Origin of the sequence: Stenotrophomonas maltophilia, from assembly GCF_039555535.1 — a bacterium.
Classification (GTDB): domain Bacteria; phylum Pseudomonadota; class Gammaproteobacteria; order Xanthomonadales; family Xanthomonadaceae; genus Stenotrophomonas; species Stenotrophomonas maltophilia_Q.
Genome location: NZ_CP154630.1, coordinates 2,020,924 through 2,036,968, shown reverse-complemented (window position 1 = coordinate 2,036,968; position 16,045 = coordinate 2,020,924). Strand labels below are relative to the sequence as shown.

15 protein-coding genes are annotated in these 16,045 nt (G+C 67.2%); 5 read left to right on the top strand and 10 right to left on the bottom strand.

The window, feature by feature from the left end; all coding sequences use genetic code 11:
* Window positions 1-55: 55 nt before the first annotated feature.
* Both AASM09_RS09450 and AASM09_RS09445 read right to left on the bottom strand, forming a co-directional pair.
* Window positions 56-1,513, bottom strand: coding sequence for an amidohydrolase family protein (locus AASM09_RS09450; RefSeq protein WP_049429020.1), 1,458 nt, complete (start codon window positions 1,511-1,513; stop codon window positions 56-58).
* A 52-nt stretch (window positions 1,514-1,565) separates the two neighbouring features.
* Window positions 1,566-2,267, bottom strand: a complete 702-nt coding sequence (locus tag AASM09_RS09445) for an ankyrin repeat domain-containing protein (protein WP_049429021.1) — start codon at window positions 2,265-2,267, stop codon at window positions 1,566-1,568.
* A 122-nt stretch (window positions 2,268-2,389) separates the two neighbouring features.
* On the opposite strand from AASM09_RS09445, the gene AASM09_RS09440 reads away from it, so the two are divergent.
* Both AASM09_RS09440 and AASM09_RS09435 read left to right on the top strand, forming a co-directional pair.
* A complete protein-coding gene (locus AASM09_RS09440) occupies window positions 2,390-3,271 on the top strand; it encodes a LysR substrate-binding domain-containing protein (protein WP_049429022.1) in 882 nt (293 codons plus the stop codon).
* Window positions 3,272-3,486: 215 nt separating this feature from the next.
* Window positions 3,487-3,924 (top strand): DUF3806 domain-containing protein, encoded by a 438-nt coding sequence (locus AASM09_RS09435; protein ID WP_049429023.1) that lies wholly within the window; start codon window positions 3,487-3,489, stop codon window positions 3,922-3,924.
* Window positions 3,925-3,974: 50 nt separating this feature from the next.
* On the opposite strand, the gene AASM09_RS09430 is transcribed toward AASM09_RS09435, so the two are convergent.
* Window positions 3,975-5,135 (bottom strand): amidohydrolase family protein, encoded by a 1,161-nt coding sequence (locus AASM09_RS09430; RefSeq protein ID WP_049429024.1) that lies wholly within the window; start codon window positions 5,133-5,135, stop codon window positions 3,975-3,977.
* Between the two features lie 182 nt (window positions 5,136-5,317).
* On the opposite strand from AASM09_RS09430, the gene AASM09_RS09425 reads away from it, so the two are divergent.
* Window positions 5,318-5,959: a hypothetical protein gene (locus tag AASM09_RS09425; RefSeq protein WP_049429025.1), complete on the top strand. Its 642-nt coding sequence runs from the start codon at window positions 5,318-5,320 to the stop codon at window positions 5,957-5,959.
* Window positions 5,960-5,987: 28 nt separating this feature from the next.
* Here AASM09_RS09425 and AASM09_RS09420 read toward each other — a convergent pair whose 3' ends face one another.
* Both AASM09_RS09420 and AASM09_RS09415 read right to left on the bottom strand, forming a co-directional pair.
* Entirely contained in the window at window positions 5,988-6,341 is a 354-nt protein-coding gene (locus AASM09_RS09420; RefSeq protein ID WP_238378691.1) for a hypothetical protein, read from the bottom strand.
* Window positions 6,342-6,571: 230 nt separating this feature from the next.
* Window positions 6,572-9,298: a TonB-dependent receptor plug domain-containing protein gene (locus AASM09_RS09415; protein ID WP_049429026.1), complete on the bottom strand. Its 2,727-nt coding sequence runs from the start codon at window positions 9,296-9,298 to the stop codon at window positions 6,572-6,574.
* Window positions 9,299-9,515: 217 nt separating this feature from the next.
* Between AASM09_RS09415 and AASM09_RS09410 the strand changes: the two genes are divergently transcribed.
* Entirely contained in the window at window positions 9,516-10,115 is a 600-nt protein-coding gene (locus AASM09_RS09410; RefSeq protein ID WP_049429027.1) for a GNAT family N-acetyltransferase, read from the top strand.
* Here AASM09_RS09410 and AASM09_RS09405 read toward each other — a convergent pair.
* Both AASM09_RS09405 and AASM09_RS09400 read right to left on the bottom strand, forming a co-directional pair.
* Window positions 10,112-10,891 (bottom strand): CDP-diacylglycerol diphosphatase, encoded by a 780-nt coding sequence (locus AASM09_RS09405; protein WP_049429028.1) that lies wholly within the window; start codon window positions 10,889-10,891, stop codon window positions 10,112-10,114. The two genes, AASM09_RS09410 and AASM09_RS09405, sit on opposite strands and share 4 nt — an antisense overlap.
* 68 nt (window positions 10,892-10,959) lie before the next feature.
* Window positions 10,960-11,616: a hypothetical protein gene (locus AASM09_RS09400; RefSeq protein WP_049429029.1), complete on the bottom strand. Its 657-nt coding sequence runs from the start codon at window positions 11,614-11,616 to the stop codon at window positions 10,960-10,962.
* Window positions 11,617-11,786: 170 nt separating this feature from the next.
* Here AASM09_RS09400 and AASM09_RS09395 point away from each other — a divergent pair, with 170 nt between their 5' ends.
* Window positions 11,787-12,083, top strand: coding sequence for a hypothetical protein (locus tag AASM09_RS09395; protein ID WP_049429030.1), 297 nt, complete (start codon window positions 11,787-11,789; stop codon window positions 12,081-12,083).
* Between the two features lie 128 nt (window positions 12,084-12,211).
* On the opposite strand, the gene AASM09_RS09390 is transcribed toward AASM09_RS09395, so the two are convergent.
* From AASM09_RS09390 to lldD, 3 genes are all read right to left on the bottom strand, one after another.
* A complete protein-coding gene (locus tag AASM09_RS09390) occupies window positions 12,212-13,096 on the bottom strand; it encodes a hypothetical protein (RefSeq protein WP_100443821.1) in 885 nt (294 codons plus the stop codon).
* A gap of 110 nt (window positions 13,097-13,206) precedes the next feature.
* The gene (gene dld / locus AASM09_RS09385) at window positions 13,207-14,907 is read right to left on the bottom strand and encodes a D-lactate dehydrogenase (RefSeq protein ID WP_049429031.1); all 1,701 of its coding nucleotides are present in this window, start codon (window positions 14,905-14,907) and stop codon (window positions 13,207-13,209) included.
* Entirely contained in the window at window positions 14,904-16,043 is a 1,140-nt protein-coding gene (lldD, locus tag AASM09_RS09380; protein WP_010485059.1) for an FMN-dependent L-lactate dehydrogenase LldD, read from the bottom strand. Before lldD ends, dld begins: the two co-directional genes overlap by 4 nt.
* Window positions 16,044-16,045 lie beyond the last annotated feature (2 nt).

The window sequence follows — 16,045 nt, the reverse complement described above, 5'->3', positions numbered from 1 at the left end:
GCGTCGGTCGGGGTCGGATCCCTTTCCGAAGGAAAGGAATCCGACCCCGGGGGCATCAGTTGGCCTTGGCAGCCTCGGCATTCCACGCGGCCACCTTGGCCTTGGTATCAGCCAGCATCCTGTCCAGCGCGGCGCGGTCATACACGTTGCCGCGCAGGATCACGCTGTCGATCTTCTCGGTGGCGGCGATGTCCTGCAGCGGGTTGGCGGTCAGCAGTACCAGGTCGGCAGCCTTGCCCTGCGCGACACCACCATAGCGGTCCATCTGGCCGAACCAGGCCGGTCCGGAACGGGTCGCCGCCGACAATGCCTGCGGCGCGCTCAGCCCTTCCTTCACGAACAGCTGCAGTTCCTGGTGCAGGGCGATGCCCGGGAAGTTGAACGAGTTGAGGAAGCCCGCATCGGTGCCGGCAATGATCGTCACGCCCGCCTCCTGCAGCAACGGCAGCACGGCCGCTACCTGGTGGTACTGCGCGTGGCGCGCTTCGATCTGTGCCGGCGTCGCCTTCGCTGCACGGTCCACGCGCCACTGGTAGGTCGCGCGCAGGCCCGGACCGATGTAGGCCAGGTACGGATCGTTGGCATGGTCGTCCTGGTCAAGGAAATCCAGGATGCGGCCACCGTTGAGGGTCGGGGTTACGAACACGCCGCGCTTGGCGAAATCACGGTAGGCGTGCATCGCGGTGTCCCGGTCGAAGCTGGCGTCGAGGCGGCGGTTGGCTTCGGCGCGGTCGATGCGGCCGGCGCCGAAGTCGGCGGCGATCTGCGCCTCGTCCCTGCTGCCGGCCTTGAACGCGTAGTCCAGGTGCTCGATCGAAGCCAGGCCGGCATCGACCGCCTGCTCCACCGTCAACGCCATCGGAATATGGCCCGACGCCTTGAAGCCCGCCTTGCGCGCCGCACTGGCCGAGTACAGGAACAGTTCCGGCTTCAGCGTGCTGTCGGTGATCTTCACGAAGTCGACCTTGTCGTGCTGCAGGCGAGTGATGGCCTTGTCGACATCGGCCTCACTGCCCACCTCGATGGTGCCCTTCCAGACCGGCTTGATGCCTTCGATCTTCGCGCCCGAACTGAGCAGGCGCGGGCCGAACAGCGTGCCCTTGGCGATCTCGCCACGCCACTGCAGCACCTGCCCGGGCAGGTCGCCTGAGCAGTCACGCACGGTGGTGATGCCGTGCGCGATGTACAGCGGCAGCAGCGCCTTGTTCTCCTCGATCAGCGCCGGGCCACCACCGAAGTGCACATGCATGTCCCACAGGCCGGGGATCAGGTACTTGCCCTTGGCGTCGATCTGGCGGGCGGCGCTCCACTGGCTGCGCAGCTGCGCGTCCGGGCCGACGGCGACGATGTCCTCGCCACGGATCACCACACTCTGCCCGGCCACGGTGCTGGCGTGCTCGACATCGACCACGGTGGCGTTGCGGATCAACAGGTCGGCGCGCTCGGCGGCAGAAGCCGACAGCGGTGCCACCGCAAGAAGGATGGCGAGGGACAACGGACGGGAACGGAACATGGACAGCATCCTGGTGGGCACGACCAGCGTGCGGGGTGGAAGGGGCTCTCTATCAGCGCGTTGCGCCGTGCTGGCGCAGCAGCGTTTCAATGTCGGTATAGCCGCGCTGACGGGCATGGGCCAGCGGTGTAACGCCATCACCGTCGGCCAGCTCCGGGTCGGCACCGGCCTCCAGCAGCAGCTGCACGATCTGTGCATGGCGCGCACCGCCGTCGCCGAGCAGGATCGCTTCCAGCAGCGCGGTCCAGTGCAGGCGGTTGACATGGTCCACCGCCACGCCGGCCCGCAGCAGCGTGCGCACGGTGGCGACATGGCCGCGCTCGGCGGCGGGAATCAGCGCGGTTCCGCCATAGCGGTTGGTGCTGCGAAGATCGGCACCATGCGCCAGGGTCATCGCCAGGATCTCGTCAAGGCCACGCGCGCCGGCGTACAGGTAGGCGCTGTCCTGCAGCGCATCCTTGGCGTTGACGTCGGCACCGGCCTCGATCAACTCGCGCGCGGCATCCACGTGGTTGCCATGGGTCGCCAGTAACAACGCGGAGCGGCCCTGGCCGTCACGCGCCTCCAGATCGGCCCCCTGCTCGATCGCCTCGCGTACGGCATCGGCGTCGCCACGGCTGGCGGCATCGCGCAGTCGGATCCCCCCATCAGCCTTGGGGGTCGCAGTGCAGGCAGGGGTGACCATGGCCAGAAGGCATAGCAGCAGCATGCGCGCCATAGGTGCGGGCCAGCGAAGGGAACGACGGAAGCGCATGGCAGTGTCTCCTCATGTCCGTCGCCACGGAACGCAGCGTGACGGTAGCAACAGCCGGGCATTGCCGGCCCCCGTCCTGCATGGTAGAAGTCGGCCTCGGTATCCAGAAGTGAAATGTTCAAATGCAAGACAGTTCCAAATCGAATAGAACTCTGTTCGAGCTGGACCTGCTTCGGGCGCTGGTGATGGTCGCCGACTGCGGCAGCTTCACCACGGCGGCCACGCGCCTGCATTCGACCCAGTCCACGGTCAGCCAGAAGGTACGCCGGCTGGAGGAACTGGCCGGGCATCGCCTGCTTGAGCGCGGCCACCGCGACGTGCACCCCACTGACGCCGGCCACACCCTGCTCGGCTACGCGCGGCGCATGCTGGATCTGAACGACGAAATGGCCCAAGCCCTGGCCGGCGCAACGGTGGAAACCGCCGTGCGCATCGGCGTGCCGGAGGACTTCGTCAACCCGCAGACCACCCGCATGCTGGCCGCTTTCAGCCGCCGCCACCCGCAGGTGAAGCTGGAGATCAGCAGCGGGCTGAGCCGTGACCTGGCGCACGGCTTCGACCACGGCGAGCTGGACCTGGTGCTGGTCAAGCAGCGCCGCAACAGCCGCCAGGCGGTGCATTGCCGGCGCGAGCCGATGCACTGGATCGACAGCCTGCGCAGCAGCTGCCTGCAGCAGGAGCCGCTGCCGCTGGTCACCTTCCCGCCGCGAGGGCTGTACCGCGACGAGATGATCCACGCCGTGGAGGCCTTGGGCCTGCGTTGGCGCATTGCCTTCACCAGTTCGTCGCTGAGTGGCATCCAGGGCGCGGTGGCCGATGGCATCGGCATCAGCCTGCTGCCGCGTCGCGCAGTCACCCGCGAGCACCGCATCATCGATGGCGAGCGCGACCTGCCGGTGATCGACAACTACGAGATCGGCCTGCTGCATCGTGCCGATGCCGATGATGCGGTGCGGGCACTGGCCAGCGAGCTGTGGCGGCAGGTACAGCACGAACCGGATTGACCACCGCACCTGAGGTGTTGCCGGCCGCTGGCCGGCAACCTCGACAGCCGCATTGCCTGGCGTGGGGTCAGATCCGTTTTCCTACGGAAAACGGATCTGACCCCATATGCGTGGATCTCGCGCATTGATCATCGATATCTGATCAATCCTGCCGCACGGCAGGCATCATCGCCTCGTACAGTGCCCGTTGTTTCCGTGCTCCACGGCGCCTCGCCATGTCCGACCAACCCTCGACCCGCTTCGATCCCCTACCCGCGGCCCTGCAGACGCATCTGCAGCACCAGCGCTCGCTGATCGCCGCGCGCGTAGCTGTGGGCTTCCCGACGTTGCCGGTGCAGTGGCCGCTGGCGGCCACAACCCTGCAGCGCGTGGTCGATGCCGAGCTGATCGATCGTGACGACTGCGATGGCTGGGAAGCCCTGGGCGTCGCGTTCGGTGACACTCTGGCGCAACGCGTGCCTGGCCTGGCCTGGATGCAGGTCACCGATGCCTGGGGCATCGATGCAGTGCTGCGCTATGCCGACAGCAGCCTGCAGATCGGCGCCAGCACGCTGCTGCTCAAGCGCGTCGAACAGGGCGAGGTCATCGACATCGCACATCTGCTGGCATGGCTGGAAGAATTCGTCGCTACCCGCGCCGACGATTACGCCTGAATGCCGCCGGGCATGGCTCGGCGCTACAAGGGGGTTGGCGCGGCGTGGATCTACAGCCAGCGACCATCAACCACCACGCGGCGCTCCACCGGCACCGCAGCCACCGCGGCCGGGCCGTGGTCGGCGCGCACCGCCACGAACGTGGCCGGCAGGCCTTCGGCAATACCGTAGCGCGGCAGACCGATCACCTGCGCGGCATGGGTGGTGACCATGTCCAGCGCCAGCTTCAGGTCGTCATCGGTGTAGAAGCCCGAGCGATAGCCGAGCAGCATCGCCCGCTGCAGCAGGTCGCCATTGCCATAGGGCCACCAGCAGTCGCGGATGTTGTCGTTGCCGGCGAACACGCGCACACCAGCATCATGCAGCGCGCGCAGCGGTGGGAATGGATGATCGCCGGGTGCATTGCTCATGATTGCCACGCCGGCCGTGGCCAGCGCTTCGCCCACCTGCAGCGCGCGCGCCAGAGGCACCTCGCCCAACGAATAGGCATGGCTGACAGCAACGCGCCCCTGCAGACCGGCAGCCCGGGTGCGCGCGGCAATGCGCAGCAACTGGGCCAGACCGGTCTCGCCCGGCTCATGCAGATGGATGTCCAATTGCACGCCATAGCGCTCGGCCAGGCCGAACAGCACTGCCAACTGGCCTTCGGCATCGCCATCGAGGGTGGTCGGATCAATTCCCCCCAGCACTTCCACGCCCGCCGCAATCGCCTGCTCCAGCACAGCGGCGGTGCCCGCACAGGACATCACGCCTGCCTGCGGGAACGCCACCAGCTGGATGCGCATGATGTCGGCGCAGCGCAGTGCTGCCTCGCGTACCGCTTCAAGGTGGCGCAGGCCGGTGCCGCCATCGATATCGACATGGCAGCGCATCGCCACCGTGCCGAAGCCGCTGCACTGGCGGATCAAGGCCTCGGCGCGATCCACCATCGGTGCTGCGCCGGCCACCGCCGCCTTTTCCACCGCCAACCGTTCACGCAGGCTGTTCACAGGCTGGTGTGGGTGCCACTGGTCACCGACGAAGCTCTTGTCCAGGTGGATATGGCCGTCCACCAGGCCGGGCAGGACCGCGAGACCCTCCAGGTCGATGCAATCCGCCCCATCAGCAGGCCTGTCATCTGCATTGAGGCCGCTGATGCGGCCATCACGGATATGGAAATGCAGTGGCATACCGTTGCGGTCCACACCGCCATGGACGAACTGGAGGGTCATCGGGAACTCCCGGAAAGCCAAGAATGGCGCCATCGTGCGCCTCGGCACAGCCATCGGCCAACGAAATATCTGGATGGCACACATTCACCAGAACGATGATTACCCCTGAGACAACGGTCGCAGCCACGCCGTGCACACCCCTGAACAGGTACCATGGGCGCCTGTTTCCGCTGTGATGCCGCATGGGCCCGTCCGACCGCCACGATCGTCTCCGCCGCTGGCAGGCCGCGTCCCTGCTTGCCGCCGCCCCGATCGCCAGCCTGTCCGCCACCGATGCCGCGGCTGCCGCGCCGCTGCAGTCACCGCCCGGCCAGCAGCGCATCGCCCCTGCTGCACTGGTCGAGCGCCTGCACCAGCGCGTGCTGTCCGGGCAGAGCGCCACCGCCACTTTGGAACACTGGTGCGCCGAACACGGCCTGGCCGAACAGGCGCGGGTGCGCGCGGTGCGTGTGCACGGCCAGGACAAGCCGGCCCCGGCCGACGTACTGCAGGCACTGGGTGCGGCACCCGGCGCCGAGCTGCGCTACCGCCGCGTACAGCTGGTCTGTGGCAGCCGCGTCCTCTCCGAGGCCGACAACTGGTACCTGCCGGAGCATCTCAGCCCTGCCATGAACCAGGTGCTGGACAGCACCGACGAACCGTTCGGCCGCGTGGTCGGCCCGCTCGGTTTCCAGCGCCAGACCCTGGCCGACCAGACGTTCTGGCCGCCGCGGGGCGAAGGCGACCACGGCGTGATCCTGGAGGTGCGCGCCCTGCTGCGCGACCGCCAACAGCAGCCTTTCAGCTACGTCATCGAGTCATACCTGCAGCAGGCGCTGCCCTGACGCTGGCACGCGACGGGGCGCGACCGGATCACCGGCTCGAGATCGCGTTGGCTGACGGATCCACCGAGAATACGAAGCGCCCACCACGCTGGTCCCTCCCCCATGTCATCGGTGCCGTCGCCAGGCTGTAGACCGGGGCTGCCTTGTCCATGCCGATCGCCTCGGACCAGGCATTGAAATCGTCATCGGTACGGCTTCGGATCTCGCCGACACACAGGCTGTAGCCACAGGCAAAAGACACCAGCGTGCCGTCACTGCCGATGAGCCGGGTCGCGGCCGTCCTGTAGAGCCTGGTCAGGTGCTGCACTTCCGGTTGGCCCGCCGCATGCCGCTCGAGCTGGCTGATCGCCTGCGCGAAGGCGTTGTCCGAGCCCAGGATCACGTCGCTCTTTTCCGCTGACAGTGCACCTTAGGTCGCAGCATCATCCACGCTGGCCGCCTGCTTGCTGCTGCAACCGGCAATGGCCAGCACGGCAATCACGCTCCACACCCTGACATCCATGCGCATCCTCCTCCGGGTAGCGCCACAGCATGCCATGCGCGCAGCGGCAGCACCGGTGCGGTGCACAAAGAAAAGCCCGGCATTGCCGGGCCTTTCATTCGCCTGCCGGTTCAACGGAACCGGTAATCCAGCTGCACCCAGTACTGGCGGCCGTACGGGTCGTAGTTGCCAACAGGGTAGAACGGCCAGCCGCCTCCGTTCTTGTCAGCCGGCGGGCGGCTGTCACGCAGGTTGTTGACGATCACGCCCACCGACAGGTTCTCGCCGAACTGGCGGAAGACACTGGCGTTGTAGGTCATGTACGGCGCGATGCGGCCACTGCCATCGGTCTTCGGCAGTGAGCCGAAACGATTGCCGTACAGGGTGGTGGTCCAGTCGCCCTGGTTCCAGGTGATGCTGCCGTTGGCCTTGCTGCGCCACTGGTAGTCATCCAGCGAATTGCGGATGTCGCGCTCGGGGTCGTCGGAGAACTGCCGGTACGTGTGCTCCAGCACCAGCGTGTAGGCCAGGCGCGTGGTGAAGTGGCCATAGCGACCGGCATCGAAACGCCAGTTGCCCTTCAGGTCCAGACCGCGCACCGACTCGGAGGCGGCGTTGATCGGGTTGATCAGCACGCGGGTCACCTGGTCCGGCTGCACCGTGGCATTGGACGGATTACGGATCACCCGCGACAGCGCGTCCTGGCACAGCGGTGAGCCGATGTCACGCGCCTCGCCACCCAGCGTTTTTCCCAACCGGCAATCGGCCTCGTCACGCAGGATGCGGCTGGTATCGAGGCTGGTCACCTCGTTGTCGATGCGGATGTCGTAGTAGTCGGCACTGAAATCCAGGCCAGCCAGCGGCGACCAGACCACGCCGAAACCATAGGACTTGGCCGATTCCGGCTGCAGCTGCGGGTTGGCACGGTTGCTGTAGTCGATCGACAGGCCGTTGTAGTCGCAGTTGTCGTACGACTGGCCTGCGGTGCGGCAGCGCCAGTAATCGGTCATGCCCGGGTTGTAGCCGCGGGTTTCGGTGGCGAATACGTAGTTCATGTCCGGCGCCCGGAAACTGGTCGCCGCCGTACCACGGATCAACAGGCTCTCGATCGGGCGGAACTCGACGCCGAAGCTCCAGGTTGCCTTGCCGATGTGCTCGCCGCCGGCACGGTACTGGTCATAGCGACCGGCCAGGGTGGTGGTCAGCGACTGCAGCAACGGCAGCTGCAGCTCCACGCCGGCGGCATAGCGGTCGCGCTCGCCCCCGGCACCGATACCGGCGCTGGTGTTCCAGAACTCGCCGGTGCCCAGGCGCGGGTCGGGGCGGTTGCGGTAACCCTGGCTGCCGGCCTCGACCACCGCAGCCAGCGCGGCGTCGCCACCGGGCAGTGCGAACAACCGGCCGTTGACGCTGGCGCTGAAGGTCTGCAGCCACGCCGCGTTGCGGCTCTCCTGGTAGCCGGACAGGTCCTGGTACTCGTTCGGGCTCAGCGGCTGGAACAGGCGCGCCGGGTCCGGCGCATAGACCTCCACGCCATTGCGCACGCCCTGCTTCGGGCCCAGCAGGTATTCATTGATGCCGGCCAGCAGCACCGGGCGACGGGTGCGGTTTTCGTAGCGTGAGCGGCTGTAGACCGCTTCATAATCCCAGCCACTGTCACCGATCTGGCCGCGCGCGCCGACGTTGAACGACCAGGAATTTTCCAGGAAACGGTTGGCATTGCGCGGCAGGCCACCGATTTCCTCGGGTGCAAAGCGGCGGTACCAGCTTTCCAGGTTGCCGGTGGTCTGGTTGTAGAAGTAGTTGCGGGCCGAGGTCCAGGTGGGCGCACGGGTGTTGTTGGTGATGCGTGCGCTGCCCACGGCCAGATCGGCGAACAGGTCGGTGGTCTCGTTGACGTGGAAGGTCAGCAGGCCGTAGCCGTTGAGGTTGCGCTTCTCGGTCTGCACCGTCCAGTAGCTGGCGGTGGCCTCGTTGCTGCCGCAGTACCAGCCCTGACGCGGGTTGAAGGCGCGGAACACGCTGCCGCCATAGATGTCCGACGCCGCGTCGCAGCCACTCACGCCAGGATCGATGTTGCGGCCGGTGGCAGCATTGCGGCGATAGGCGATCGCGGTCGCCTGCGGCGCTTTGCCGGCCGGATCATCGTCCAGTGAATCCATGAAGTCGCGCTGGCGCGCGTGGATCGCCTTGCGCACGTCGAACTCGAAGCCGAACAGCGCATCCCAACGCTCGCCGGAACTGCCACCGACCACCTGCGCGCGCTGGTTGTCACCCCCGCCCTGCTGGGTGCCGCCGGCGCGCACGTTCACGTCCACGCCTTCAAAGCGGTCCTTGAGGATGATGTTGACCACGCCGGCGATGGCATCGGAGCCATACACCGCCGACGCACCCGCGGCGAGCACCTCAATGCGCTCGATCAGGGCGCTGGGAATGTTGGCCAGGTTGACCACGTTCACCGAGCCCTCGTAGGCCAGCGGGTAGTCGGCCTGGCGGCGGCCGTTGACCAGCACCAGCGTGCGGTTCGGACCCAGCCCCCGCAGATTGATGGTGTTGGCCGCCGGAGTGAAGGTGTTGCCGAAGTCCTCGCCCTGCACGTTGCCGGTGTTTTCGGTCAGGGCGCTCAGCGCGTCGAACGCATTGCGGTAGCCCTGCGCGTCGATCTGCTCGCGGCTGATCACCGTCACCGGGGATGGCCCCTCGACGCTGGCGCGCGGAATGCGCGAGCCGGTGACCTTCACTTCCTGCAACGACGTGGGTGCGCTTTCCTGCGCGAAGGCCGGCAACGAGAGCAGCATCAGGGACGACAGCGCGAGCACCAGCGGACGCGGGCGCAGCGCCTTGTGAGAGGCAGACATGGGCTTCCTGGGGGAGTTGGGCGGGTGGTACGGGGTCGGAGGCCTGTGCGGCACATAACGATCCCGTAACGAAAGTGTCCTGAATGGGTGGTTTCAACGGAAATGACCAGCCCTGATGGACTTATGCCTGAACCGAATCAGGCTCCGCCCGCTGATCGTCGCGTTTTTGCAATCTTTTGAATGGTCTCGCAAACCAGGCATTGCCATCGTTCCGGGGATGATGACCCCGTATCCCACATCCGTGCTCCCCGCCCTGCGCCCTGTGTCGCGCCGCCATCTGCTGCAGCTGCAGGTGGCTCCGGTCACCCTTCGCCCGTTCCAGCGCACCGACCTGCCGAGCTGGCGCCTGTTCGACGACCGCCGCCGCCGCGGCCGGCATCTTCAACCCGGCATCGACGAAGAAGCCCGCTTCCTGGCGCACATGCACCGCTCGCGCCTTGAGCAGGACAACGACCAGCTGATGCTGGGCGTCTTCGACGACGAACACGGCACCGTGCTGGACCAGTTGCACGTCCGCCTGCATTCACTGCATTCACGCTGCGCCGAGCTGCTGTCACTGCAGCATTGGCATCCCCACACCGATGCGACCCTGCGGGCCCTGTGCCCGTTCCTGTTCGAGGATGTCGGCCTGCACCGCCTGTTCGTGATGTTGCCGCCCGACTGCGGCGCCCCGTTTGCCCACGCGCTTCGCGCCCGTGGCTTTGAACAGGAAGGCGTGCTGCGCGACCAGCACCTGGGTCCGGAGGGCTGGCAGGACCGCCAGCTATTGGCGCTGACTGCGCCGATCTGGCGCAGCCACCAGCTTGCAGCGGGTTAGCGCACCCGCTCCAGCGCGTCGCCAGCACCGGTCAGGACTGTACAGGCGTGATCCTGCAGCTCTTCGCCACTGGCCTCGTTGCCGCTACCCGCGTCGACGCGGGTGGCGAGCAGGATGAAGCCCGGTCCAGCCTGCACGTTGTCCCGGCCAGCCACCACCAGGCTCCATTGGCCGACGTCATCCACGCCGCTCAGGTCGTAGGCGAGCAGGTTGAGCGGATTGGCGGTCAACTCCGTGCCCGGCAGCAGCCGGGCCTGGTACTGATGGCCGCGCAGCAGCACCGGCAGTGGCGCCCACCGGGCGCCCAGGGCACCGGCATGTGCATCCAGGGCCTGCAGCACATCGGCGCGCAGGCAGTCGACGTGGATGTGCAGCTGGTGCTGCGAGCGGCCGTGGGGGGAATTCAGTGCCAAGCTGGCAACGCTGCGTGGCAGTGGTTGGCCCAGAGCCCGCTCGGTATGGCTGCGGGCCTGCCAGGCTGCGGCAAAGTAATTCGGCGCTCCGCGCTGGTACAGGGCGAGGTTCTCGATGCCGCTGACCTTGTCCAGCGGCATCAGCAGGAACTGGTAGTCACCGTGCGCGTCCTTGACCAGCACATCGCGGCGATCCGCCGCAGCGTCCACCTGCAGACAGTCACCCCGCGGGCCTTCGGCGCCACGGCAATCACGTTCAATCAATCGCCACAGCGCATCGGAATGGGCCGGTGGCGGTGGGGGGGCACTGGCACAGGCGGACAACAGCAGCAGGGACGGCAGCAGGAAGGGGCGCAGGGACACGGCAACGGCTCACGGAACAGGCACGGCAGACGGCGCCGCGCCGCATTCTAGCCAGTGGAGTGCTGCAATCAGTAAGTGCCGAACGGCACTTCAACCACGATCGGGGCGGCGCCCTCGCCTGCCTGCAGGGTGTAGCGGTCCAGCGCACCATCGTCGTCGGCGTGCGGTTGGCGCTGGAAATGCAGCGGATAGCGGCTGTCGCCCAGGCGCACCGCGCTGCCATCGGCGTCCAGTGCTGCTCCCTCGGGTATCAGCAGCCCACCCAGGTCGCTGTAGGCGCCCGGTACATCGGCGAAGCTGTAGTCGGCCAGCTCGTCCACCCGCTGCATCGCGTAGACGTGCGGAACATAGGGGCGTGCAGGGCTGCGGCCATTGCTCAGGTCGGTCACCCAGGCCTGCGGCAGGTGGTACTGCTCATGCAGCGCCGCCACGCCCAGCGAGGGACTGGCCACCTGCAGGCAGCACACCGTGCGCTTGCCTTCACGATCGAGAATGGCAAAGCGATCACCCCGGCTCGCCGCCTGCGGCAGCATGCCGAAGGCCAGGTTGCGCTGGGCCGGTACGAAGCCGGCCTCGGTCTGCAGGTTGCGCCAGGCACCGAACACCGGGGGTTCGGCCGACGCAGGTTCCGGTTCGGCAGCGGCGACGGCAAACGCCATGCCCAGCATGGACAGCGCCAGTGCCATCATCGTCCTGCCCTTGTCGCGGAAACTGCCTGCCGTCATACCGTGTCCAGCACCTGCACCGGAATGGCCCGGCTCGCCCGCTGGCGTGCTGCCAGTCATCCCTCCCACTATGCAATGGCCACGCTCTGCCGGCAATGACCGTGATGCTGACGCCTTTCGCACGCTGGGTGCTATCGTTCCCGCCATCTCCCCTGCGCAGGAGCGCTCGCATGTCCACCTTCCGTCTGTTCCTGTTGCTGCCCGCCTCGGCCCTGCTGCTTTCGGCCTGCGTCAGCACGCCCGGCCCGCAGGTCAAGGGCAGCGGCCAGTGCGATGCCAGCCAGTTGGGCTGGGCGATCGGCCAGCCGGCCAACGAACCCAACATCCGCCGCCTGTCCGCCGAAAGCGGTGCCGGCCTGGTCAACCCGATCGGCCCCAGCACCATCACCACCAAGGACATCCGCCAGGACCGCCTGCGCGTGTTCGTGGACAAGGACAACGTCATCACCGCTACCCGCTGCGAATAAGCGCCGCCTCGGTTTTTGTAGAGCCGAGCCCACGCTCGGCTGCGCTTCCGTGACAGCCGAGCGTAGGCTCGGCTCTACAGAAAACGCGAGTCGAGCATGACTCGACTCTACAATCCAGGGTTGAGGGCTCAGGGCTCGGTATAACCGGCGCAGTCCGGAAGTGCCTGGTCCGGGTGGAACATGCCCTCGCGGAAACGGAACAGCCGCGTATAGGTGCACGCCGGATCCTGCTCGGTGCGCAGGTCCTTCTTCTTCAGCGGCCCCTTGGCCAGCGAATCCTCGAAGCGCGAAACACCGGCCGGAAACCGGGTCGCCACCGTCTGGTAGCGCAGCACCGGCATCCCCTGCCCTGCAACGTCCAGCGCCAGCTTTGCCGAAAAGCCGTACTCGTCGTGGCAGGCACCTGCGCGCTGCTTGCTGTCCTGTTCGCTGAAGCAGGCACGGATCATCGCGTTGCCCAGCCATGGCAGGGTCAGCACATCATCGTCCACCTGGATATCGTCCTGCAGATGGCGCACGCGTGCCAGCTGCAGCGTGGACGCGTCGGCACCTCCACCGGAATACATGGTGCTGAACGTGACGATGCCGCCCACCAGCACGTTCTGGCGGGCGCGCTGCTGCGGATCGGTCACCGGCTCATCGCTGCCGACGCCCGGGGCCAGGCGCACGATCCAGGGCCAGAGCTTCAGCTCGCTTTCCTGCGGCACGTCAATGCTGACGTGATAGCTGTGGGGCTTGCCTTGGCCCTGCACCTTTTCAAGCACTTCAAGCAGGGTGGGCCGATCACCCTCCTCGGCTGCGGGCTGCACGCGCACGCACCAGTTGCCGTCCCGCGTGCAGTCATAAAGCCCCGACGGTCCGGTCTCATTCGCGATCAGCACCTGCCCCAGCGGCTCCATCACATTGCCGGCGGCATCGCGCTGCTGCGGCAGGATCGCGCCCTGGGCCAGCACCAGCAGCGGGGTTGCCAGCAATGCAGTGCACAGGGTGGCGCGGGCGGCAGCGGTGGGCATGGACGGCTCCTGCGTATGGGCTTCCGATGGTAACCGTTGACCAGGCGGCGTCGAGCCTGCTCGACTGCTTCTCACCACAAATACCAGCCGAGCGCCGGCTCGGCTCTACATCATCCGCAGTCGCAGCCCCCCCACCCCTTGGCCTTCGAGGTCTGGCCGATGCCCGGGTTGAACGTATTGCTCGGATCAAGCTGCCTGTAGAAGCCCGCCAGCGCCGGCTTGGCCGGGTACAGGTGACCGACATTGTGCTCGGCCGGGTACTCGGCACCACGCTGGTCCAGCAATGCCCACATTGCGTGCTCGATCGCCATCGGGTCTTCCCCCTTGCGGGCGATGTAGTCCTGGTGGAACACGTGGCACAGGAAGTGGCCGTAGTACAGCTTGTGCAGCAGGCGGCCGTCGATCTCCGGCGGCAGCTGTTCGAACCAGTCGGCGTCGTCACGTCGCAGCGCGATGTCCAGCGCGACGATGTCCTGCACCTGGTCACGATGCACTTCACGGTAGCGCACTGCGGCACCGGCCACGGCAAAGCGATGCAGGAACGCCTTGCGTCCCTCCTCCGCCGTGCAGTGGAAATAGCCGCCTTCGTGGCCAGCGAAGAAATCGCGCAGCCAGGCTTCGGTCTGCGCTGCGTCCTGCGCGGACACCTTCAACAGCAGGTGATGCTCATAGCGCTGGCGGAACTCACCCATGCGCCTGGGCAGGTGCGAAGGCAGCAGGCCCGTCAGCACCTGCATCACCCGATCGGTCACGCCGCGCAGGCCCAACCGCTCGAACCAGCCATCGACGCGGCTCTTCAGGGCGAACGCGGCCGGCACGCGCGCGGTGCCGAGGCGGTCGATCAGCAGGAAGCTGTCCTTGCCGTAGCGTTCACCGATGTCATAGGCATCGCGGTGGATGTACTCACCGGCAATCGGCAGGCGCTCGAAGCCGGTCAGCAGCTGGCGACGGATCGCGGTGAGGCTGTCAGTGCGGTTGCTGCCGATGTAGAAGACCTCGGCAGCTTCCTTCTCGAAGGTGTCCAGGCGCACCGCGAACACCGCCAGTTTGCCGGCCGAACCGGCCGCTTCGTAATGACGGCTGGGGTCAGCATTGAAGCGCGCCGGGGTCTCGGCGTCGACCCTGCGCACCTCCTCCGCGTAGCGCGGATCGGAGGCCGCACGGCCGTCGCCGTCACCCACGTCCGTCGCCGTGTAGTCGCCGGCCTGCAGGCGCTGCAGGATCTGCTCGGGCGTATCACCCAGCGCGATGTCCAGATGATTGACCAGCTGCAACCGGCCCTGCGCGTCGACCTGCGCGTACAGTGCCAGCTCGGTATAGGCCGGGCCACGGCGCACCAGCGCGCCGCCGGAGTTGTTGCAGATGCCGCCGAGTACCGACGCACCGATGCAGGACGAGCCGATCACCGAATGCGGCTCACGGCCGAGCGGTGCCAGTGTCTGCTCCAGCCGGTCCAGCGTCGCGCCGGGCAGGCACAGCACCTGGCGCCCTTCGTTCAACAGCTGGATGCCGGTCAGGCGCAGCGTGCTGACCAGCACGATCGGGCGACCGTAGTCGTTGCCATCCGGGGTCGAACCGCCGGTCAGGCCGGTGTTGGCCGCCTGCAGGATGATCGCCGCCCCACCCTGCACCGCCGCCTGCAGCACGCGCCACAGCTCCAGCAGCGTGCCCGGGCGCACCACCGCCAGCACCGGGCCATCGCCGAAGCGGTAGCCGCGACGGAAGCGGCGCGTGGCCTTGTCGTCGGTCAGTACATGGCGGCTGCCGACCGCGTCGCGCAACTGCGCGAGCACCGCGTCGTGGCCACTCACGGCAGGCTGACCAGTGAATCGCGGCCGATATCGGCGATGCGGCGCGCGCCGGTCAGCGTCATCGCCACCCGCATTTCCTTGGCAATCAGGTCCAGCAGGTTGGCCACGCCGGCCTCGCCCTGTGCCGCAAGCGCATAGACGAACGCGCGGCCCAGCAGCACGGTGTCGGCACCCAGCGCCAGCATGCGCACCACGTCCAACCCGGTACGGATGCCCGAATCGGCGAGGATCTTCAGATCGCCCTGCACCGCGTCGGCAATGGCCGGCAGTGCGCGTGCGGTGGACAGCACGCCGTCGAGCTGACGGCCACCATGGTTGGAGACCACGATGCCATCGGCACCGAACTTGACCGCATCGCGTGCGTCGTCCGGGTCGAGGATGCCCTTGATCACCATCGGGCCCTTCCAGAACTCGCGGATCCATTCCAGGTCCTTCCATGAAATGGACGGATCGAAGTTGCTGCCCAGCCAGCCGATGTAGTCCTCCAGCCCGGTCGGGTTGCCACGGTAGGTGGAAATGTTGCCCAGATCATGCGGGCGCCCGAACAGGCCCACGTCCCACGCCCAGTGCGGGTGGGTGATGGCCTGGCCGATGCGGCGCAGCGAGGCGTTCGGGCCACTCATGCCGGAGTGCGCGTCACGATAGCGCGCGCCCGGCACCGGCATGTCCACGGTGAACACCAGGGTGGTCACGCCGGCGGCCTGCGCCCGCTCCAGCGCATTGCGCATGAAGCCTCGGTCGCGCAACACATACAGTTGGAACCACATCGGCCGCTGGATGGCGGGGGCCACTTCCTCGATCGGGCAGACCGACACCGTGGACAGGGTGAACGGGATGCCCCGGCTGTCGGCCGCGCGCGCCGCCTGCACTTCACCGCGCCGCGCGTACATGCCGGTCAGGCCGACCGGCGCCAGCGCCACCGGCATCGCCAGTTTTTCGCCGAACAGCTCGGTTTCCAGGCTCAGGTCGGACATGTTGCGCAGGATGCGCTGGCGCAGCGCGATGTCGGACAGGTCGGAAACGTTGCGCTTCAGCGTGTGCTCGGCATACGCGCCGCCATCGATGTAGTGGAACAGGAACGGCGGCAGCCGGCGTTGCGCTGCGGCACGGTAATCGGTGGAGGCGGAGATGATCATGG

Bases quoted from the DNA above. Each gene is read 5' to 3' on its own strand.
- AASM09_RS09425 (WP_049429025.1), top strand. From the start codon at position 5,318: ATGGGCCCGTCCGACCGCCACGATCGTCTCCGCCGCTGGCAGGCCGCG.
- AASM09_RS09400 (WP_049429029.1), bottom strand. From the start codon at position 11,616: ATGACGGCAGGCAGTTTCCGCGACAAGGGCAGGACGATGATGGCACTG.
- AASM09_RS09415 (WP_049429026.1), bottom strand. From the start codon at position 9,298: ATGTCTGCCTCTCACAAGGCGCTGCGCCCGCGTCCGCTGGTGCTCGCG.
- lldD (WP_010485059.1), bottom strand. From the start codon at position 16,043: ATGATCATCTCCGCCTCCACCGATTACCGTGCCGCAGCGCAACGCCGG.
- AASM09_RS09440 (WP_049429022.1), top strand. From the start codon at position 2,390: ATGCAAGACAGTTCCAAATCGAATAGAACTCTGTTCGAGCTGGACCTG.
- AASM09_RS09450 (WP_049429020.1), bottom strand. From the start codon at position 1,513: ATGTTCCGTTCCCGTCCGTTGTCCCTCGCCATCCTTCTTGCGGTGGCA.
- AASM09_RS09410 (WP_049429027.1), top strand. From the start codon at position 9,516: ATGATGACCCCGTATCCCACATCCGTGCTCCCCGCCCTGCGCCCTGTG.
- AASM09_RS09395 (WP_049429030.1), top strand. From the start codon at position 11,787: ATGTCCACCTTCCGTCTGTTCCTGTTGCTGCCCGCCTCGGCCCTGCTG.
- AASM09_RS09445 (WP_049429021.1), bottom strand. From the start codon at position 2,267: ATGCGCTTCCGTCGTTCCCTTCGCTGGCCCGCACCTATGGCGCGCATG.
- AASM09_RS09435 (WP_049429023.1), top strand. From the start codon at position 3,487: ATGTCCGACCAACCCTCGACCCGCTTCGATCCCCTACCCGCGGCCCTG.
- AASM09_RS09430 (WP_049429024.1), bottom strand. From the start codon at position 5,135: ATGACCCTCCAGTTCGTCCATGGCGGTGTGGACCGCAACGGTATGCCA.
- AASM09_RS09390 (WP_100443821.1), bottom strand. From the start codon at position 13,096: ATGCCCACCGCTGCCGCCCGCGCCACCCTGTGCACTGCATTGCTGGCA.